This is a genomic window from Mycobacterium lentiflavum, assembly GCF_022374895.2.
Lineage (GTDB): Bacteria > Actinomycetota > Actinomycetes > Mycobacteriales > Mycobacteriaceae > Mycobacterium > Mycobacterium lentiflavum.
Genome location: NZ_CP092423.2, coordinates 3,589,379 through 3,606,691 on the forward strand (window position 1 = coordinate 3,589,379; position 17,313 = coordinate 3,606,691).

Annotated in this window: 17 protein-coding genes and 1 tRNA gene; 8 read left to right on the forward strand and 10 right to left on the reverse strand. The window is 66.0% G+C overall.

Features of this window, described 5'->3' with window-relative positions; translation table 11 throughout:
• Positions 1–16 precede the first annotated feature (16 nt).
• From MJO58_RS28745 to MJO58_RS16795, 5 genes are all read right to left on the reverse strand, one after another.
• A complete protein-coding gene (locus tag MJO58_RS28745; protein ID WP_276553172.1) occupies positions 17–889 on the reverse strand; it encodes a DUF732 domain-containing protein in 873 nt (290 codons plus the stop codon).
• Positions 890–1,347: 458 nt separating this feature from the next.
• Positions 1,348–1,593: a hypothetical protein gene (locus tag MJO58_RS16780; protein WP_239720107.1), complete on the reverse strand. Its 246-nt coding sequence runs from the start codon at positions 1,591–1,593 to the stop codon at positions 1,348–1,350.
• 90 nt (positions 1,594–1,683) lie between these two features.
• A complete protein-coding gene (locus tag MJO58_RS16785; RefSeq protein WP_239720108.1) occupies positions 1,684–2,814 on the reverse strand; it encodes a glycosyltransferase in 1,131 nt (376 codons plus the stop codon).
• Positions 2,815–2,825: 11 nt separating this feature from the next.
• Positions 2,826–2,990: a hypothetical protein gene (locus tag MJO58_RS16790; protein ID WP_239720109.1), complete on the reverse strand. Its 165-nt coding sequence runs from the start codon at positions 2,988–2,990 to the stop codon at positions 2,826–2,828.
• Positions 2,991–3,051: 61 nt separating this feature from the next.
• Positions 3,052–3,762 (reverse strand): DUF2510 domain-containing protein, encoded by a 711-nt coding sequence (locus tag MJO58_RS16795; protein WP_350355922.1) that lies wholly within the window; start codon positions 3,760–3,762, stop codon positions 3,052–3,054.
• A 166-nt stretch (positions 3,763–3,928) separates the two neighbouring features.
• On the opposite strand from MJO58_RS16795, the gene MJO58_RS16800 reads away from it, so the two are divergent.
• Entirely contained in the window at positions 3,929–4,906 is a 978-nt protein-coding gene (locus MJO58_RS16800; protein ID WP_239720111.1) for an SDR family NAD(P)-dependent oxidoreductase, read from the forward strand.
• A gap of 10 nt (positions 4,907–4,916) precedes the next feature.
• Positions 4,917–5,471, forward strand: coding sequence for a TetR/AcrR family transcriptional regulator (locus tag MJO58_RS16805; RefSeq protein WP_239720112.1), 555 nt, complete (start codon positions 4,917–4,919; stop codon positions 5,469–5,471).
• A gap of 44 nt (positions 5,472–5,515) precedes the next feature.
• Here MJO58_RS16805 and MJO58_RS16810 read toward each other — a convergent pair.
• From MJO58_RS16810 to MJO58_RS16825, 4 genes are all read right to left on the reverse strand, one after another.
• A tRNA-Val gene (locus MJO58_RS16810) sits at positions 5,516–5,590 on the reverse strand.
• A 48-nt stretch (positions 5,591–5,638) separates the two neighbouring features.
• Positions 5,639–6,100: a peroxiredoxin gene (locus MJO58_RS16815; protein WP_090603513.1), complete on the reverse strand. Its 462-nt coding sequence runs from the start codon at positions 6,098–6,100 to the stop codon at positions 5,639–5,641.
• Entirely contained in the window at positions 6,100–6,522 is a 423-nt protein-coding gene (locus MJO58_RS16820) for a DUF3052 domain-containing protein (RefSeq protein WP_036469938.1), read from the reverse strand. The genes MJO58_RS16815 and MJO58_RS16820 overlap by 1 nt, the downstream gene beginning before the upstream one ends.
• Before the next feature lie 83 nt (positions 6,523–6,605).
• On the reverse strand, positions 6,606–7,196 hold the full coding sequence (locus tag MJO58_RS16825; RefSeq protein WP_090603515.1) for an Rv2240c family protein: 591 nt from the start codon (positions 7,194–7,196) through the stop codon (positions 6,606–6,608).
• A gap of 172 nt (positions 7,197–7,368) precedes the next feature.
• Between MJO58_RS16825 and aceE the strand changes: the two genes are divergently transcribed.
• Entirely contained in the window at positions 7,369–10,158 is a 2,790-nt protein-coding gene (gene aceE, locus MJO58_RS16830; protein WP_239720113.1) for a pyruvate dehydrogenase (acetyl-transferring), homodimeric type, read from the forward strand.
• A gap of 25 nt (positions 10,159–10,183) precedes the next feature.
• Here aceE and MJO58_RS28750 read toward each other — a convergent pair whose 3' ends face one another.
• A complete protein-coding gene (locus MJO58_RS28750; RefSeq protein WP_276553173.1) occupies positions 10,184–11,473 on the reverse strand; it encodes a PPE family protein in 1,290 nt (429 codons plus the stop codon).
• Between the two features lie 437 nt (positions 11,474–11,910).
• Between MJO58_RS28750 and MJO58_RS16840 the strand changes: the two genes are divergently transcribed.
• The 5 genes from MJO58_RS16840 (at position 11,911) to kasB (ending at position 17,307) form a co-directional block, all read left to right on the forward strand.
• Complete coding sequence (locus MJO58_RS16840) at positions 11,911–13,236, forward strand: PucR family transcriptional regulator (RefSeq protein ID WP_239720114.1); 1,326 nt, start codon at positions 11,911–11,913, stop codon at positions 13,234–13,236.
• Positions 13,237–13,376: 140 nt separating this feature from the next.
• Positions 13,377–14,294 carry an ACP S-malonyltransferase gene (locus MJO58_RS16845; protein WP_239720115.1) on the forward strand — a complete coding sequence of 306 codons (918 nt, stop codon included), beginning with the start codon at positions 13,377–13,379 and terminating at the stop codon, positions 14,292–14,294.
• Positions 14,295–14,375: 81 nt separating this feature from the next.
• A complete protein-coding gene (acpM, locus tag MJO58_RS16850) occupies positions 14,376–14,723 on the forward strand; it encodes a meromycolate extension acyl carrier protein AcpM (protein ID WP_090603524.1) in 348 nt (115 codons plus the stop codon).
• Positions 14,720–15,970: a 3-oxoacyl-ACP synthase KasA gene (gene kasA, locus MJO58_RS16855; protein WP_090603526.1), complete on the forward strand. Its 1,251-nt coding sequence runs from the start codon at positions 14,720–14,722 to the stop codon at positions 15,968–15,970. The genes acpM and kasA overlap by 4 nt, the downstream gene beginning before the upstream one ends.
• 83 nt (positions 15,971–16,053) lie before the next feature.
• On the forward strand, positions 16,054–17,307 hold the full coding sequence (kasB, locus tag MJO58_RS16860; protein WP_090603528.1) for a 3-oxoacyl-ACP synthase KasB: 1,254 nt from the start codon (positions 16,054–16,056) through the stop codon (positions 17,305–17,307).
• Positions 17,308–17,313 lie beyond the last annotated feature (6 nt).

Consider the following 17,313-nt stretch of genomic DNA (forward strand, 5'->3'; position numbering starts at 1 on the left):
TTGGCACTGCCCGGTCTCAAGGTGCGACCCTGATCAACCCCGGCTCCTTCGGTGGCGAAGTCGGCGGAGGCGGTGGCGCGGGCGGCGAGGGCGGCGGCAACTGTTGCGGAGGAGGCGGCGGCGGTTCCTGTGGCGGAGGCGGAGCCACTTGTTGCGGAGGCGGCGGCGGCTCCTGCGGCGCGGGCGGCAGCTGCTGCGGAGGCGCAGGCAACTGTTGCGGAGGCGGTGGCTCCTGTGGCGGAGGCGCAGGCAAACGTTGAGGTAACGGCTGCTGTGGTCGAGGCGGTGCCGCGATCGGCGGCGGTGGTGCCTGGAGGTGCGCCAAAGGCGGTGGTTCGGGAATCGTCGGCGGGTCCGGATCGGCGATCCCTGCGGGGCGAACAATTCCGATCAGCGAGACGGGCGCGCTGCCATGAACCTGAAAACCCGCCGGGTGAATGCCGTCGGCGGCCCGCCGGGTCGGCTCATTCCATCCCGCTTTGGGACGGGTGATGAGGACCGCGAGTTTGCTCTTGTCGTATGGGCAGTAGGCCCCGACTGCTGCAATGACGAAGCGCCCCTCGGTGCGTGTGAGGGGGCCGCGGGCGATCTGGCTCTGGGACGGATCATCGCTCACGGCATTGTCAACCAGAGTGTCCACAACGCGGTTCGCCGGCGTGCCGTTATCCAGTGCCTGACAAACCTTGTGAGCCGTCTCGACGAGGCTTGGCACGCCTGCCACGGCGGGGACGCCTTCATCATCGAGAAGCGCCAGAAATTTGTCGTCGTTTGGGTCAGCCGCTGCTGCACCGCCGCGCACTATTGCAACGCCGCCGAGCAACGCGATGGCGGCAATCGGAATGCCGACATAGCTGGTGATGCCATTGAATCGGTAGGTGCCGGTTAACATGAGAGGGCTTCCATTCTGCAAGAGCCCGTCCCGACGGACTTCGGATAATCACCTAGGCCGCAGGTGTGATCGCCTGCGGGTGTCGTCGTTGACGGGCGCCGGATCCGTCTCTCAGGAGGCATCGGCAGTAGGCGTCGTCCGGCGAAGTCGCCGGTGCTCGGTATTCTGAGCGATGTGCCGCCGGGCAAACGGAGATGACGGGCGAAGTGAACTTCGTCCATCTCAATGCATCCCAGCAGCCGCAGGACGATGCGCCTGGCAATCGCACTGCCGCTGGCCAACGACATAGCAAGATCGTACCGCCGGCGCTCGGCGTTGGCTGACTGTGAGTACGAGCTGCGAAAGATGTTTTGCCGATTGTGAAACATCAACTGAAAGAACGTCTTTCGAGCGGCGAATCGGCTGGTTAGGGTGCTATAACACCGGCACAGCGCGACGATCCCGCCGACGGAGACCCATCACCACGCGTCGTCGAGACCGTCGCGATCGTCGCCCGTCGCGCGCTCGGCGTCGGTCACCTGACGATCCGCTTCCTGAATCAGCTTGCGGACCTCGTTCATCAGCTCGCGCATGTCGGCGCGCAAGGCATCGACGGCGGCGTACAGATCGGCCTTGGTAGCCGGTTGATTCGCCGCCGACAGCGGCCCGACGCCAGGTGCCGTGTGGGCCGCACTGGCGCTCTGAGAACCGGGTACCTCGCTCACGCTCCCAGACAATGCCATACCCAGGCAAGCAGCGACAACGGAACGCCGCGTTATCCGAACGGCTACCGCGCATTCACCCGTCGTCGCGGCCTAGCCGCCCCGTCCTGCACCGGCGGCGTCCTCGAGAAGATCGGCTGCCCTCGCAACGCTTTCGGCGGGTTCGGTCGTCGTGGTCGCCAACTCGCGGGCCCGCGCAACGCAGTCCGGCGCGAGAATCGAGCGCAGCCCCGCGATCAGTAAATCCGGAGTGGTGGACCAGAATTCGCGCCCGAAGCCGACTCCCAGCCGGGTGACCGCCGCCGCCCACACCGGCTGATCGTCGCCGGCATGCCACAGGATCAACGTCGGAACGCCGGCGCGCATCGCAGTGGCCGTGGTTCCGGCACCGCCATGGTGGACGACCGCCCGACAGGCCGGGAAAACCGCCGCATGATTCACCGCGTCCACCAACTTCACGTGACCGGCAGGTGCAATGCCGGGCGGCCCGCCACCGATCAACGCCCGCTCCCCCAACTGCGCACAGGCCGCGGTGATCACGGCCACCGTCTCGGCGGGATTGGGCAGCGTCATGGCGCCGCCGAACCCGAAGTAGATCGGCGGCGTTCCCGCGGCGATCCACGACAACACCTCCGCGTCGGCGTCCGTCGGCAACTCCATCGTCAGTGCCCCGACGAAGGGCCGTCGCTTACCCCGTTGCGCCCATTCGGTGGCCAGCCCGGGAAAGCAGAACTCGTCATATGCCTGGATTTCCAAGGGTTCTCGCGCGGGCGCGGCGACGTCGGGCAGGCTCAGATCGCGACGTTGAGCGTTGTGCGCCTGCTGGGTCAGCTCCCCCATCAGGCCGCCCGGGATCGTGGGGTCGCCAGGGAAGAAATGCAATGCCGCATGCGGGATTCCGTAGTATTCCGCGACATTGGCGGCCACGCGTTGCTCGCCCTTGCCCGTCACCAGCAGGTCGGCCCCATTCGCCAGCGCCTTGAAGCCCGTGCTCCAGTCCGCCAGGATCTGGGTGACGCGCCGCACGACGTCGTCCACGCCGCCCAGCGGCGGCGGATTCGTGCCGAACGCGACCGCGGCAAGCCCCGTCGACTCGACGAAGCCGAGCATCCAGGGCGGGACCGCCAGGCACACGTCGTGACCCCGGCTGCGCAGCTCGCGAGCGAGCGCGGCGAACGGCTCGACATCGCCGCGAGTGCCGTAGCCGGCCAGCACGAACTTCACAGACGCTCCTGCTAGTAGTTGTCGTATTCCGAGAAGACCACGGCATTGCCCTCGCTATCGTTAGCCAGCAGCGTCACATAGTTTCCCTCATCGTCGGTCCCGCCCCGCGAACTGATCGACGGAATCGGCTCGAGCTCGGGCAGCCACGGTCGTGCAGCAGAACACCCGGTGGCCATTCCGCGACCACGCGGCCGGCGAGCGCTGCCACCGGAACGCACCTCGACATGGGCTTCACGGCTAGGGCTGAAAAGCAGGAAGAATAGAGCCGGAATCGCGAATCTCCCAGATACTGTTCTTGCTCACGCCATCAAAGTTGATCTTATTCAACGTTTCTCGCGAATACGTGAGATCGATGGCAACGTGAGTCGCGGTATTGCCGTATGGGTCGGTCATCGGGAAGGTGCCCTGCACGTTCACGGCGGAAGCGTCCGGGTAGGTCGCTCGTGCGTATCGGAGAATGTCGATGGTGTCGTGCCGCGCACCGTCTTTGATCATCGTCTCGGTGTAATTGTCCCGAATGGCAAATCGGGCGTCGACGACGTCGCCATTCGGGCCAGCAGAAATGGCGAAGGCCACTCCGTCTGGCTTCTTGGGGCCGGTCGGGGTCGGTGGCATCGCCTCGGTTAGTGTCGACGGTCCAGCCGCGGCCGGACCGCTCGACGACGACGTCGCCTGGCTGTCATTCCTATCGTCGAAACCCCAGCTTTTGCCGATGATGATGAGCAGACCGAGCGCGACGAGTGCCGCCACGGCCAGGGCCGCCTTTCTCGAGATGTCCTTCTTCGACGGGTCCGCGGGTGAGTCCTTGAGCGCCTCCGCGGCGAAAGCCCACTCGCTGGTCCACTGCCGGCCGTCGAAGTACCGCTGCAACCCATGGCCGACCCCGGCAGGGTCTGGGTACCATCCCGGCGCCGATTTGGGCGGGGGCGGCGCCTGTTCAGATGACATGTTGCACCTTTGTGTAACGGTGCCCTTCCGGCTACCCGGCACGACGGCCACTCAAAACCATGCTAGCGATCGCGCACGATGACGCTGAACGAGACGAACATTGGTGGACGGCGGCCCTGCGCTGGCATGTCGGCGGACGCGGCGGCCGGGCAGCACCGCGGGAAGCATGCGCACCATCCTGAGCTGGTTGACAGTGTCAACCATGGTGCCTACCCTGGTAGACAGTGTCAACCACGCTCGGGAAACGGGAGCAGCCATGCAGACTAGAGCGACTGCGACGACGTCGGCGTTTGCGCGTCGCTATGGACCGTGGGCGCTTGTGACCGGCGCCAGCGACGGCATCGGCCGCGAGTTCGTCACTCAGTTGGCGGCACGAGGTTTGAATGTCGTTCTGGTGGCCCGCCGCGCGGCGATGCTGGAGGCCTTGTCCGCTGAACTCGTTGCGCACCAACATGTTTCGTGCCGTGTGGTCCCTTTGGACTTGGCGCAACCCCACTCAGTCGACCGGCTGGTCGCAGCAACCAGCGACCTCGATATAGGACTCGTTGTGGCGGCGGCCGGCTTTGGGACATCAGGGCGATTGATCGACGCACCTTTGACTGCCGAAGTCGAGCTGTTGACCGTGAATTGCGCTGCGGTACTTGAGATGACGTGGCACTACGGGCGCCGGCTTGCCGAGCGGGGCCGCGGTGGCATCGTCCTCATGAGCTCGTTGCTGGGTTTCGCCGGCGTTCCACAAGCCGCCAACTACGCCGCCACCAAAGCCTATATTCAAAGCCTCGCCGAGGGCCTGAGCCGAGAATTCGCCCCCATGGGCGTCGACGTCATCTCGTCCGCGCCCGGGCCGGTACACAGCGGTTTTCGCGGCTCGCGCGAATATGCACATCGCCGCCGCGACGAAACCCGCGGTGGTTGCCCGCGCAACCTTGCACGCCCTGGGCCATCGCACCACCACACGTCCCGGAGGGCTGGCGAAGCTACTGGGCTGGTCACTGTCGCTGCTGCCGCGACCGTTGCAGGTCCTGGTGTTGGCGCAGGTGATGAAATCGATGGCGGTCGACGCAGAAAAGCCGCAGCCGGCGCCCGCCTCGTTAATCTAGGTCGTGACCGCCAGCCAGTCAGACAACACTGCCAGCGCCCGTGAGGCCTACATCGTGGCGGCTCAGCAAGTGATCGCAGAACGCGGTGTGGAGAATCTGAGCCTGCGCGAGGTGGCACGCAAACTCGGCGTCTCTCATCAGGCGCCGTACAAGCATTACCCCAGCCGCGACCATCTGCTTGCCGAGGTGATGCGCCGCTGCTTTCAACGGTTCGCCGAGTATCTGGACGCCCGAGAGCATTTCGATGACCCCGGCGACGAATTAGCCTCGCTGGGACGCCGCTACCTCAGCTACGCCCAACAGCACCCATTGGAATATCGGCTGATGTTCTCCACCCCCTGGCCGGAAACGGCCGAAGGCCCCGAGTTGGTGCGTGACGCGATTCACGCATTTGACGTACTACGGCAAGCCTTGCGTCGCATCCACGGCCCCGCAACGTCGAGCTCAGATCAGGTTGACCTCGACGCGCTGTTCATTTGGTCTTCGATGCACGGACTTGCCGGTGCGTTGAACGGCGACGTCGTCGGCAGACTGCGGTTGACACCGGATGTGCTCGACCGCGCCACCACCCATGTCATGCAACGCATCGGGCACGCGCTGGAGGATTGACGGTGGGCAGGAAGTGAGCCGCACCTCTGATCGGGGACTTGGGATGGTGGGCGCGGACGGTATCGAACCGCCGACCGCTGGTGTGTAAAACCAGAGCTCTACCACTGAGCTACGCGCCCTCTATGCCCGCCGCAGGCTACACGCCCGACGGCCGGGAGCTCAAACTCTCAGGCCCGCAAAGCGTCCAGCGCCTCGGTCCACAATCGCTGATCGCGCGCTTCACCCGGTTCTTTCATCTCGGCGAACCGGATGATCCCGGACCGGTCGACCACGAACGTGCCGCGGTTCGGATAACCGGCGTGGTCGTTGAACACGCCGTAGGCCTGACAGACCTCGCCGTGCGGCCAAAAGTCCGACAGCACCGGAAACAGGAAGCCGCTTTCGATCGACCAGACCTTGTGCGTGGGCGGGGGCCCCACCGAGATCGCCAGCACCACGCTCTCGTCGTTTTCGAATTCGGGCAGGTGATCGCGCAGCAGGTCCAGCTCACCCTGGCAAATCCCGGTAAACGCCAACGGGAAGAACACCAGCAGTACGTTCTTGTCGCCGCGATAGCTGCTCAGGGTGACGCGCTGCTGGTTCTGGTCGCGCAGAGTGAAATCGGGGGCCGTCGTCCCGACAGGCAGCATTAACGCTTCCCGGCGCGCGACTTCGGCTGCACCAGCCGGCTGGCGCTCCAGTCCCCCAGGTTGACCGACGACGTCGGCATCAGGCCGGCGGTCGGAGCCGCTTCGGCGATCTCGGCGGGCAGCACGTGGCCGGGCTTGCCGGTCTTGGGTGTCAGCACCCAGATCACGCCGTCCTCGGCCAGCGGGCTGATGGCGTCCATCAGGGTGTCCACCAGGTCACCGTCGCCGTCGCGCCACCAGAGCAGGACGACGTCGACCACCTCGTCGGTGTCCTCATCGAGCAACTCGGAGCCGCAGGCCTCCTCGACCGCCGCGCGGATGTCGTCATCGGTGTCCTCGTCCCAACCGAACTCCTGGACAACCTGGTCTCGTTGGACGCCCAGCTTGCGAGCGTAGTTCGAGGCGTCATCCGCCGCGACCACCGTGGACCTCCTTCAACAACAACCTGCGCGCCATGCGATTGGGGATTATCGTCGCACAGCCAGAAGCTGGTTCACACTCCGCCTCAGAAGGACGCCAGGCACAATTTCAGCGCCTTGGTTTTGGTGTCGTTGAGTTGATCGACCCGACGGTTGAATTCACCGGTCGCCGCGTGAGTGCCGATCGCGTTGGCCACGCCGCGCGCGGCGTCGATGTAAGCGTTGAACGCGTCCTTCAGCTGGGCCGATAGCGCATCGTTGAAATTGTTGCTCACCGTGGAGGCGCTGTTGTTGAGAGCGTCGATGGCCGGGCCCTCGAACGGGCCGGTGCCGCGGCCCCCGTTGAACGCCCCGACGTAGGCGTTCACTTTGTCGATGGCTTCCTTGCTGGTGGTGGCCAGCGAGTCGCACGAACTGCGGACCGCCTTGGTGGTCAGCGATTGTTGCCGCTGGGACTCCCGGACGCTGGACGTCGCGATCGAGGCCGACACCGACGACGAGACCGATTGCCGGTAGGCCGGAGCGACCTTCGTGTCGGGTGTGGCGGTGCCGTTCGTGACGGTGGTGCACCCCACGATGCCCATCAACGCGGCGGCGATGCAGCCAACCGCCAGCACGCCACGCTTGGGGAATTCTCCCCCGTGCGTGCGAGGGACGACTTTCCATCCGGTGAGCACGGTTTGTGACGTTACCGGGTGGCGATTGCCGGTGCCGTCAACGCATCGCGGTTTCGTGTCGCCGGGTGATGTTCGCCAGCGATCCGATTGCGGCTACCCGCCCGAGGCGCCGGTACGGCACGATAGGGAGACGGACACCCGTGCAGGTGACCGCCGACAACAGGAGCCGAAGTTGACGACCGAGTTCGCGCGCCACGATCTGGCCAAAACCCCAAGCAACGGAAGCGAACCCGATCGCGTCCGGGTGATCCGAGACGGTGTCGCGTCGTATCTGCCCGACATCGATCCCGAGGAAACGTCGGAGTGGCTGGAGTCCTTCGATGAACTGCTGGAGCGCTCGGGTCCGGGCCGGGCCCGCTACCTGATGTTGCGGTTGCTGGAACGCGCGGGCGAACAGCGGGTGTCGCTGCCGGCGCTGACGTCCACCGACTACGTGAACACCATCCCGACCGAGCTGGAACCGTGGTTCCCCGGCGACGAGGACGTCGAACGTCGCTTCCGGGCCTGGATCCGCTGGAACGCCGCGATCATGGTGCACCGCGCCCAGCGTCCGGGAATCGGCGTGGGCGGCCACATTTCGACGTACGCCTCGTCGGCGGCGCTGTACGAGGTCGGTTTCAACCACTTCTTCCGCGGCAAGGCGCACCCGGGCGGCGGCGACCAGGTGTTCATCCAGGGCCACGCGTCCCCCGGGATTTACGCGCGCGCGTTCCTGGAAGGCCGGCTGACCGCTGACCGACTCGACGGCTTTCGGCAGGAGCACAGCCACCCGGGCGGCGGGCTGCCGTCGTATCCCCACCCGCGGCTGATGCCCGACTTCTGGGAGTTCCCGACGGTGTCGATGGGCCTGGGCCCGATGAACGCCATCTACCAGGCCCGCTTCAACCACTACCTGCACGACCGCGGCATCAAGGACACCTCGGATCAGCATGTGTGGGCGTTCCTCGGCGACGGCGAGATGGACGAACCGGAGAGCCGCGGCCTGATCCAGGTGGCCGCCAACGAGGCGCTGGACAATTTGACGTTCGTCATCAACTGCAACCTGCAGCGCCTCGACGGTCCGGTGCGCGGAAACGGCAAGATCATTCAGGAACTGGAGTCGTTCTTCCGCGGCGCCGGATGGAACGTGATCAAGGTGGTCTGGGGCCGCGAGTGGGACGCCCTGCTGCACGCCGACCGCGACGGCGCGCTGGTGAACCTGATGAACACCACGCCCGACGGCGACTACCAGACCTACAAGGCTAACGACGGCGCCTACGTCCGCGACCACTTCTTCGGCCGCGATCCGCGCACCAAGGCGCTCGTCGAATCGATGACCGATTCCGAGATCTGGAATCTCAAGCGCGGTGGCCACGACTACCGCAAGGTCTATGCCGCCTACCGCGCCGCCGTCGACCACAAGGGACAGCCGACGGTGATCCTGGCCAAGACCATCAAGGGCTACTCGCTGGGCGCGCACTTCCAGGGTCGTAACGCCACGCATCAGATGAAAAAGCTTGCGATAGAAGACCTTAAGTATTTCCGCGACGCCATCCGGATTCCGATCAGCGACGCTCAACTGGAGGAAGACCCCTACCTGCCGCCCTACTATCACCCCGGACCCGATGCCCCCGAGATCCGCTACATGCTGGACCGGCGTCGCCAGCTAGGCGGCTTCCTGCCCGAGCGCCCGACGAAAGCCAAGGCGCTCAAGCTTCCCAGCCGCGACATCTACGCACCGCTGAAGAAGGGCTCGGGGCACCAAGAGGTCGCCACCACGATGGCACTGGTGCGCACCTTCAAAGAAGTGATGCGGGACAAGGAGATTGGCCCGCGTATCGTGCCGATCATTCCCGACGAGGCCCGCACGTTCGGCATGGACTCGTGGTTCCCGTCGCTGAAGATCTACAACCGCCTCGGCCAGCTCTACACGGCGGTGGACGCCGATTTGATGTTGGCGTACAAGGAAAGTGAAATCGGGCAGATCCTGCACGAGGGCATCAACGAGGCCGGCTCGACTGCGTCGTTCACCGCGGCCGGCACGTCGTACGCGACGCACAACGAGCCGATGATCCCGCTCTACATCTTCTACTCGATGTTCGGGTTCCAGCGCACCGGCGACGGGTTCTGGGCTGCGGCCGACCAGATGGCGCGCGGATTTGTGTTGGGGGCCACCGCCGGTCGCACCACGCTGACCGGCGAGGGCCTGCAGCACGCCGACGGTCACTCGCTACTGCTGGCCGCCACGAACCCGGCGGTCGTCTCGTACGACCCGGCGTTCGCCTACGAGATCGCCTACATCGTCGAGAGCGGGCTGGCGCGGATGTTCGGCCCCAACCCGGAGAACATCTACTTCTACATCACCATCTACAACGAGCCCTACGTACAGCCGGCCGAGCCGCACAACCTCGATCCCGAGGGCGTGCTGCGCGGAATCTACCGGTACCAGATGGCCAGCGAGCGGCGCACCAACACCGCGCAGATCCTGGCCTCCGGGGTGGCGATGCCGTCGGCGGTGAAGGCGGCCGAGATGCTGGCCGCCGAGTGGGACGTCGCCGCCGACGTGTGGTCGGTGACCAGTTGGGGTGAGCTCAATCGCGACGGGCTGGCGATCCAGCAGGCCCAGCTGCGTTATCCCGACAAGCCGGCCGGCGTCCCGTACATCACGAAAGCGCTCGAAGGCGCCACCGGGCCGGTGATCGCCGTGTCGGACTGGATGCGTGGGGTGCCCGAGCAGATCCGGCAGTGGGTGCCGAATACCTTCGTCACGCTGGGCACCGACGGGTTCGGCTTCTCCGACACCCGCCCGGCGGCCCGGCGGTTCTTCAACACCGACGCGGAGTCGCAGGTGGTGGCGGTGCTCGAGGCGCTGGCCCGCGACGGCGAGATCGACCCGTCGGTGCCGCTCGCGGCGGCGCGTCAGTACCGGATCGACGACGTCCAGGCCGCGCCGAAGCAGACGTCCGACCCCGGCGTCGCCTAGGCCGCGGATTACAACGTCATCCGGGTCATCCGACCGCTACCGCCAAGTCAGCGGCGGCGAGGTCGACACCGGATAGACCCTGGGTCAGCAAGTCCACGTTGACCTGCGGTTGAATCGCCGCGGTCCCCGCCAGACCCGGCGAAGCACTCAGCGGCGACACCGCCCCCAGCCCGGTAGGAGCGCCGGTGGCGGGCGCGAGCGTGGCAAGGGTGACGGTGCCGGACACATTGGTGATGGAGGCGTTGGCGGCACCCACCGTGACGGTAACGCCGTCGCCGAAGGTGAAGATCTGGGACGGAGCGGCACCGGTGGCTAGTGTGACGGAGCCGGAGTTGAGGAAGAGTGCTGCTGGGTTGACCGAATCCACCGGGGTCACGGTGATGGGCGCGGTTTCGGCCCAGAAAAACATTCCTCCGCCGGACGGGACACCGTTCACCAGGGCGTTGGATATCAGGGTGACCTTGCCGCCGAGGTTGACGACGATGGAGCCGTTGGTGCTGATTTGGGTGTCGGCCAGGCCCAAGCTGCCAACGGTGACGAGTCCCGACCCGGGATTGACGGAGACGTCCACGCTGTCGCCGAGGCTGAGGGTGCTCCCGGGTGGCGCGGTGACGGTGGTCCCCGGGTCGACGGGGGTCGCGCCGGCGGTGTGCGCTGAGGCGTTGTTCGAGGCAAGCTGAATCGCCGATTGGGTGCGTCCGCTGGTGGCCTGGCTGGCGGCCCGGGTGACGGCGTTGACCTCGTCGTTCTGCCCGTTGGGGTTAGTGGTCTGGGACGGTTCGTCGAATGGTTCCAGGCTGCTTGCGGTTTCCGAGGCGACGGCGTAGCCGTACATCGCGGTCGCATCCTGGACCCACATGCCCAGGTACTCGGCCTCGGTGGCCGCGATCGCCGCGGTGTTCTGACCGAAAAAGTTGGTCGCCACCAGTACCATCAGCCGGGCCCGATTGGCGGCGATCGCCGGCGGGGGCACCGTCATCGCGAACGCCGCCTCGTACGCCGCTGCCGCGCCGTAGGCCTGGGTCGCGGTCTGCGCGGCGCGAATGGCGCTGACCTGCAGCCACGCCACATGCCGGGAGGCCGCGGCGGCCATCCTCATCGAGGAGGGGCCCAACCACCGGCCGACCAGTGCGGAATTCTCCGAGGAACAACCCCTCGCGGCAGCCTCCAGCTGGGCGGCCGTCGCCTCCCAGCCGGCCGCGGCAGCGAGCATCGGCCCCGACCCCGGCCCGGTATACATCAGCCCCGAATTGACCTCTGGCGGCAGCAAACCAAATCCATAGCCGTGCTCCCTATTTCGCAAATATGAGCTCACCGATATCGGCGCAATCGTAGCGAACAGACGCACTCACCGCATCACGAGAAGAGCAGGGTCACAAGGCACGCGAGAATAGCAGTAGTGCAAGGCTTTTAAGAGTCACGTTCTCCGTATAGGCCTATCCATCACAGGCCGCGAGCCCCACCCGTGGCCCGCGACCGCGCAACGCCGATGGCAAACATCGCCTGACAATGTTTAGCAACTGCGGTGCACCACGCGACCAAGTCCACTGCGCGGCGAGCCGGGCCCAGGCCGCCGACCCGCCGAACGCCCGCCCGTCGGCCACGCCGCGCCGCATCCCGCCGAGCGTCACGCTGGCGTGGCATGCGGCGTCGAGTCCTGAGCGCCGAGCGCGCGGCCAGCCGGGCCGTTCGCGCCCCGACACCCGACCCGCTTTGGCGGAAAGTTCCATAAATCGGGCGTAGGTTTTAGGGGTGAATGACAACCCCTTCGCCGGCCCGTTCGCCAAGCATCCGAGGTCGCCCCTCGAGACCCTGGACACGGTCCCCGACTCCGTGCTGCGGCGGCTCAAGCAGTACTCCGGCCGGCTGGCCACCGAGGCCGTCACGGCCATGGGCGAACGGTTGCCCTTCTTCGCCGAGCTGGAAGCGTCGCAGCGGGCCAGCGTGGCGCTCGTGGTACAGACGGCCGTCGTGAACTTCGTCGAGTGGATGCAGGACCCCCACAGCAACGTCAGCTACACGGCGCAGGCCTTCGAATTGGTCCCCCAGGAGCTCACCCGCCGCATCGCGTTGCGCCACAGCGTGGACATGGTCCGGGTGACCATGGAGTTCTTCGAAGAAGTCGTGCCGCTACTGGCCCGCTCCGAGGAGCAGCTGACCGCCCTCACGGTGGGCATCTTGAAGTACAGCCGCGACTTGGCGTTCAGCTTCGCCTCGGCCTATGCGGACGCGGCCGAGGCCCGGGGCAGCTGGGACAGCCGGATGGAGGCCAGCGTCGTCGACGCGGTAGTGCGCGGCGATACCGGCCCCGAGCTGCTATCCCGCGCGGCCGCGCTGAACTGGGACACCACCGCGCCAGCGACGGTAGTGGTCGGTACCCCAGCGCCCAGCCGCGACAACACCAACGGCGAGGTCGCCAGCGAGCGAGCCAGCCAAATCGTCCGCGACACCGCCGCTCGTCACGGCCGCAATGCCCTCACCGACGTGCACGGCACCTGGCTGGTGGCCATCGTGTCGGGGCAGTTGTCCCCGACCGACAAGTTTCTGGGCGATCTGTTGAGCGCATTCGCCGACGGCCCGGTCGTCATCGGGCCCACCGCACCGATGCTGACCGCGGCCTATCACAGCGCCAGCGAGGCGATCTCCGGAATGAATGCCGCTGCGGGCTGGGCCGGTGCACCGCGGCCGGTGCACGCCCGGGAGCTGCTGCCCGAACGTGCCCTGATGGGAGATGCCTCGGCCATCGTCGCGTTGCATACCGACGTGATGGGACCCCTGGCCGATGCCGGGCCCACTCTTATCGAAACTCTTGACGCTTACTTAGATTGCGGCGGCGCGATTGAGGCCTGCGCGCGCAAGTTGTTCGTTCATCCAAACACCGTGCGCTACCGGCTCAAGCGCATCACCGACTTCACCGGGCGCGATCCGACTCAGCCACGCGATGCGTACGTGTTGCGAGTCGCCGCGACAGTCGGCCAACTCAACTACCCCACCAACCCCTCTAGTGTTGGTAACAGCCCGGCAACGGCGGTTCCGCTGCCGGTCAGAGGAGGTTCTGCGGCGTCATCCGTGCGATAGTGATCCAGGCAACAGATCGCGGCGCGGTATCGAATACGTAGCTTGTGGAGCGGTTTTGTGGAGTATCTACAAAAACCTAAGACGAGGTTCATAATCTGTTACACCCGCCAAAACCGTTTCCACAGTGTTCTCTTAGACACGTGATTGCATTACTGGCGCCCGGACAGGGCTCGCAGACTGAGGGAATGCTCTCGCCGTGGCTGGAATTGCCGGGGGCGACCGAGCAGATGACTCTGTGGTCCAAGGCCAGCGGCTTGGACCTGGTTCGACTGGGCACCACCGCATCGAGCGAAGAGATCACCGACACGTCGGTCACTCAGCCTCTGGTCGTCGCGACCACCCTGCTCGCACACCAGGAGCTGACCAAGCGCGGGCTGCTCGCCCAAAACGGTCCAGAAGACGTCATCGTGGCCGGTCACTCGGTCGGCGAGATCGCAGCCTATGCAATCGCTGGTGTGATGGCCGCCGATGACGCCGTCGCCCTGGCGGCCACCCGCGGCGCCGAGATGGCCAAGGCGTGTGCCGCCGAGCCGACCGGCATGTCCGCGGTGCTGGGCGGGGACGAGACCGAAGTCCTGGCCCGCCTCGAGCAGCTGGACCTGTTCCCCGCGAACCGCAACGCCGCCGGCCAGATCGTCGCCGCCGGTCCGCTGACCGCGCTGGAAAAGCTCGCCGAAGACCCGCCGGCCAAGGCCCGGGTGCGGGCGCTCGGCGTGGCCGGAGCGTTCCACACCAAGTACATGGCGTCCGCTATGGAGGGCTACGCCGCCGCGGCGGCCGCCATTGCGACCGCCGAGCCCACTGCCACGCTGCTGTCCAACCGCGACGGAAAACCGGTCGCTTCGGCGGCAGTGGCGATGGAAACGCTGGTCGCTCAGCTGGTCCAGCCGGTGCGATGGGATCTATGCACCGCAACGCTGGCTGAGCACGATGTCAAGGCGATTGTGGAGTTCCCGCCCGCGGGCACCCTCGCCGGCATCGCCAAGCGTGAGCTTCGGGGGGTAACGGTAAGTGCCGTCAAGTCGCCCGCAGACCTGGACGGGCTGGCTGACATCTGACAACAGCCGCGGCCAGTACAACCGCATAAAAGCACATCAAACCGATTGCAACACAACACATTACGAAGGGAAGTAAAGGCTGTGGCCGTTTCGCAGGAAGAAATCATCGCCGGTATCGCCGAGATCATCGAAGAGGTCACCGGTATTGAGCCCTCTGAGGTCACCCCGGAGAAGTCGTTCGTCGACGACCTGGACATCGACTCGCTGTCGATGGTCGAGATCGCCGTGCAGACCGAGGACAAGTACGGCGTGAAGATCCCGGACGAGGACCTCGCCGGTCTGCGCACCGTCGGTGACGTCGTCTCCTACATCCAGAAGCTCGAGGAAGAGAACCCCGAGGCCGCCGAGGCGCTGCGCTCCAAGCTAGTCGCCGAGAACCCCGAGGCTGCTGCCAACGTTCAGGCGAGGCTGGAAGCGGACAGCAAGTGACCAAGCCTTCCACTGCTAACGGCGGTTACCCCAGTGTTGTGGTAACCGCTGTCGCGGCGACGACATCGATCGCGCCGGACATCGAGAGCACGTGGAAGGGCTTGCTGGCCGGCGAGAGCGGCATCCGCGTCCTCGAAGACGAGTTCGTCGACAAATGGGACCTCCCGGTCAAAATCGGGGGGCATCTCAAGGAGCCGATCGACAACCACATGGGGCGACTGGACCTACGGCGTATGTCGTATGTCCAGCGCCTGGCCAAATATCTCAGCGGCCAGTTGTGGGAGTCGGCCGGCAGCCCGGAACTCGATCCGGACCGGTTCACCGTCGTCGTGGGTACCGGTCTGGGCGGCGCCGAGCGGATCGTTGAGAGCTATGACCTGATGAACGAGGGTGGCCCCCGCAAGGTGTCGCCGCTCGCCGTTCAGATGATCATGCCCAACGGCGCCGCTGCCGTAGTCGGCCTGGAGCTCGGAGCGCGCGCCGGGGTCATCACCCCGGTATCCGCGTGCTCGTCGGGCTCCGAGGCCATCGCGCACGCCTGGCGCCAGATCGTCATGGGTGACGCCGAGGTCGCCGTCTGCGGCGGTGTCGAGGGACCGATCGAGGCGCTGCCCATCGCGGCGTTCTCGATGATGCGGGCCATGTCGACCCGCAACGACCAGCCCGAGCGTGCGTCGCGGCCGTTCGACAAGGACCGCGACGGGTTCGTGTTCGGCGAGGCCGGGGCCCTAATGCTCATCGAGACCGAAGAGCATGCCAAGGCCCGCGGCGCCAAGCCGTTGGCCCGGTTGTTGGGTTCTGGTATCACCTCGGACGCCTTCCACATGGTTGCGCCCGACCCGAATGGCATCCGTGCTGGTCGGGCCATGACCCGGGCGCTGGAGCTGGCCGGCCTGTCCCCCAAGGACGTCGACCACATCAACGCCCACGGGACGGCGACGCCGATCGGCGACACCGCAGAGGCCAATGCCATCCGCGTCGCCGGATGCGAGCGGGCCGCCGTGTATGCGCCGAAATCGGCGCTGGGGCACTCAATCGGCGCAGTCGGGGCGCTCGAGTCGGTGCTGACAGTGCTGACCCTGCGGGATGGCGTCATCCCGCCAACCCTCAACTACGAAACCCCCGATCCCGAGATTTCGTTGGACATCGTCGCGGGCGAACCTCGCACCGGCGATTTCCATTACGCGATCAACAACTCATTCGGGTTCGGCGGCCACAACGTGGCCCTCGCCTTCGGGCGTTACTAAGAGCACGACGTCCGGCGACGATGCGGGCCGCAATCGGCCCGAGGAGGAGCCGGACGAATACGGAAGGAACGTTCGCCACTCCCATGACAGAACTTGTTACGGGGAAAGCTTTCCCCAACGTAGTCGTCACCGGCATCGCCGCGACGACTGCCTTGGCACCCGACGTGGAAGAAACCTGGAAGTTGTTGCTAGACGGCCAGAGTGGAATCCGCACCCTCACCGACCCGTTCGTTGAGGAGTACAACCTGCCCGTGCGCATCGGCGGACATCTCGTGGAGGAGTTCGACAGTCAGCTCACTCGTATCGAGTTGCGTCGCACCGGTTATCTGCAGAGAATGTCGACCATCCTGGGCCGCCGGGTGTGGGAGAACGCAGGTTCGCCGGAAGTCGACACCAACCGCTTGGCGGTGTCGATCGGCACCGGCCTCGGCTCGTCCGAGGAATTGGTGTTCAGCTACGACGACATGCGCCAGCGTGGCATGAAAGCGGTCTCCCCGTTGGGCGTGCAGAAGTACATGCCCAACGGTGCGGCCGCGGCGGTCGGGCTGGAACGGCACGCCAAAGCCGGTGTGATGACGCCGGTTTCGGCGTGCGCGTCCGGTAACGAGGGCATCGCCCGGGCCTGGCAGCAGATCGTGCTCGGTGAAGCCGACATCGCGATCTGCGGTGGCGTCGAGACCCAGATCGAGGCGGTGCCGATCGCGGCGTTCGCCGCGATGCGCGTCGTGATGTCGACCACTAACGACAACCCCGCCGGCGCGTGCCGCCCGTTCGACAAGGACCGCAACGGCTTCGTGTTCGGCGAGGCCGGCGCGCTGATGGTCATCGAGACCGAGGAGCACGCGAAGGCTCGCGGCGCCAACATCCTGGCCCGCATCATGGGCGCCAGCGTGACCTCGGACGGGTTCCACATGGTGGCACCGGATCCCAACGGGGAACGCGCCGCGCACGCGATGCAGCGGGCGATCCAGCTCGCGGACATCACCCCAGCCGAAATCGACCACATCAACGCCCACGCCACCGGCACCCAGGTCGGCGACCTCGCCGAAAGCAAGGCCATCAACCGGGCCTTGGGCGGCAACCACCCCGCGATCTACGCGCCCAAGGCGGCGCTGGGTCACTCGGTGGGGGCGGTCGGCGCGTTGGAATCGATCTTGACGGTCCTCGCGTTGCGGGAGCAGGTAATCCCGCCGACACTGAATTTGGAAAACCTCGATCCGGAAATCGATTTGGACGTGGTGGCGGGTAAGCCGCGGCCGGGCAACTACCGGTACGCGATCAACAACTCGTTCGGATTCGGCGGTCACAACGTGGCGATCACCTTTGGACGGTATTAGAACCCA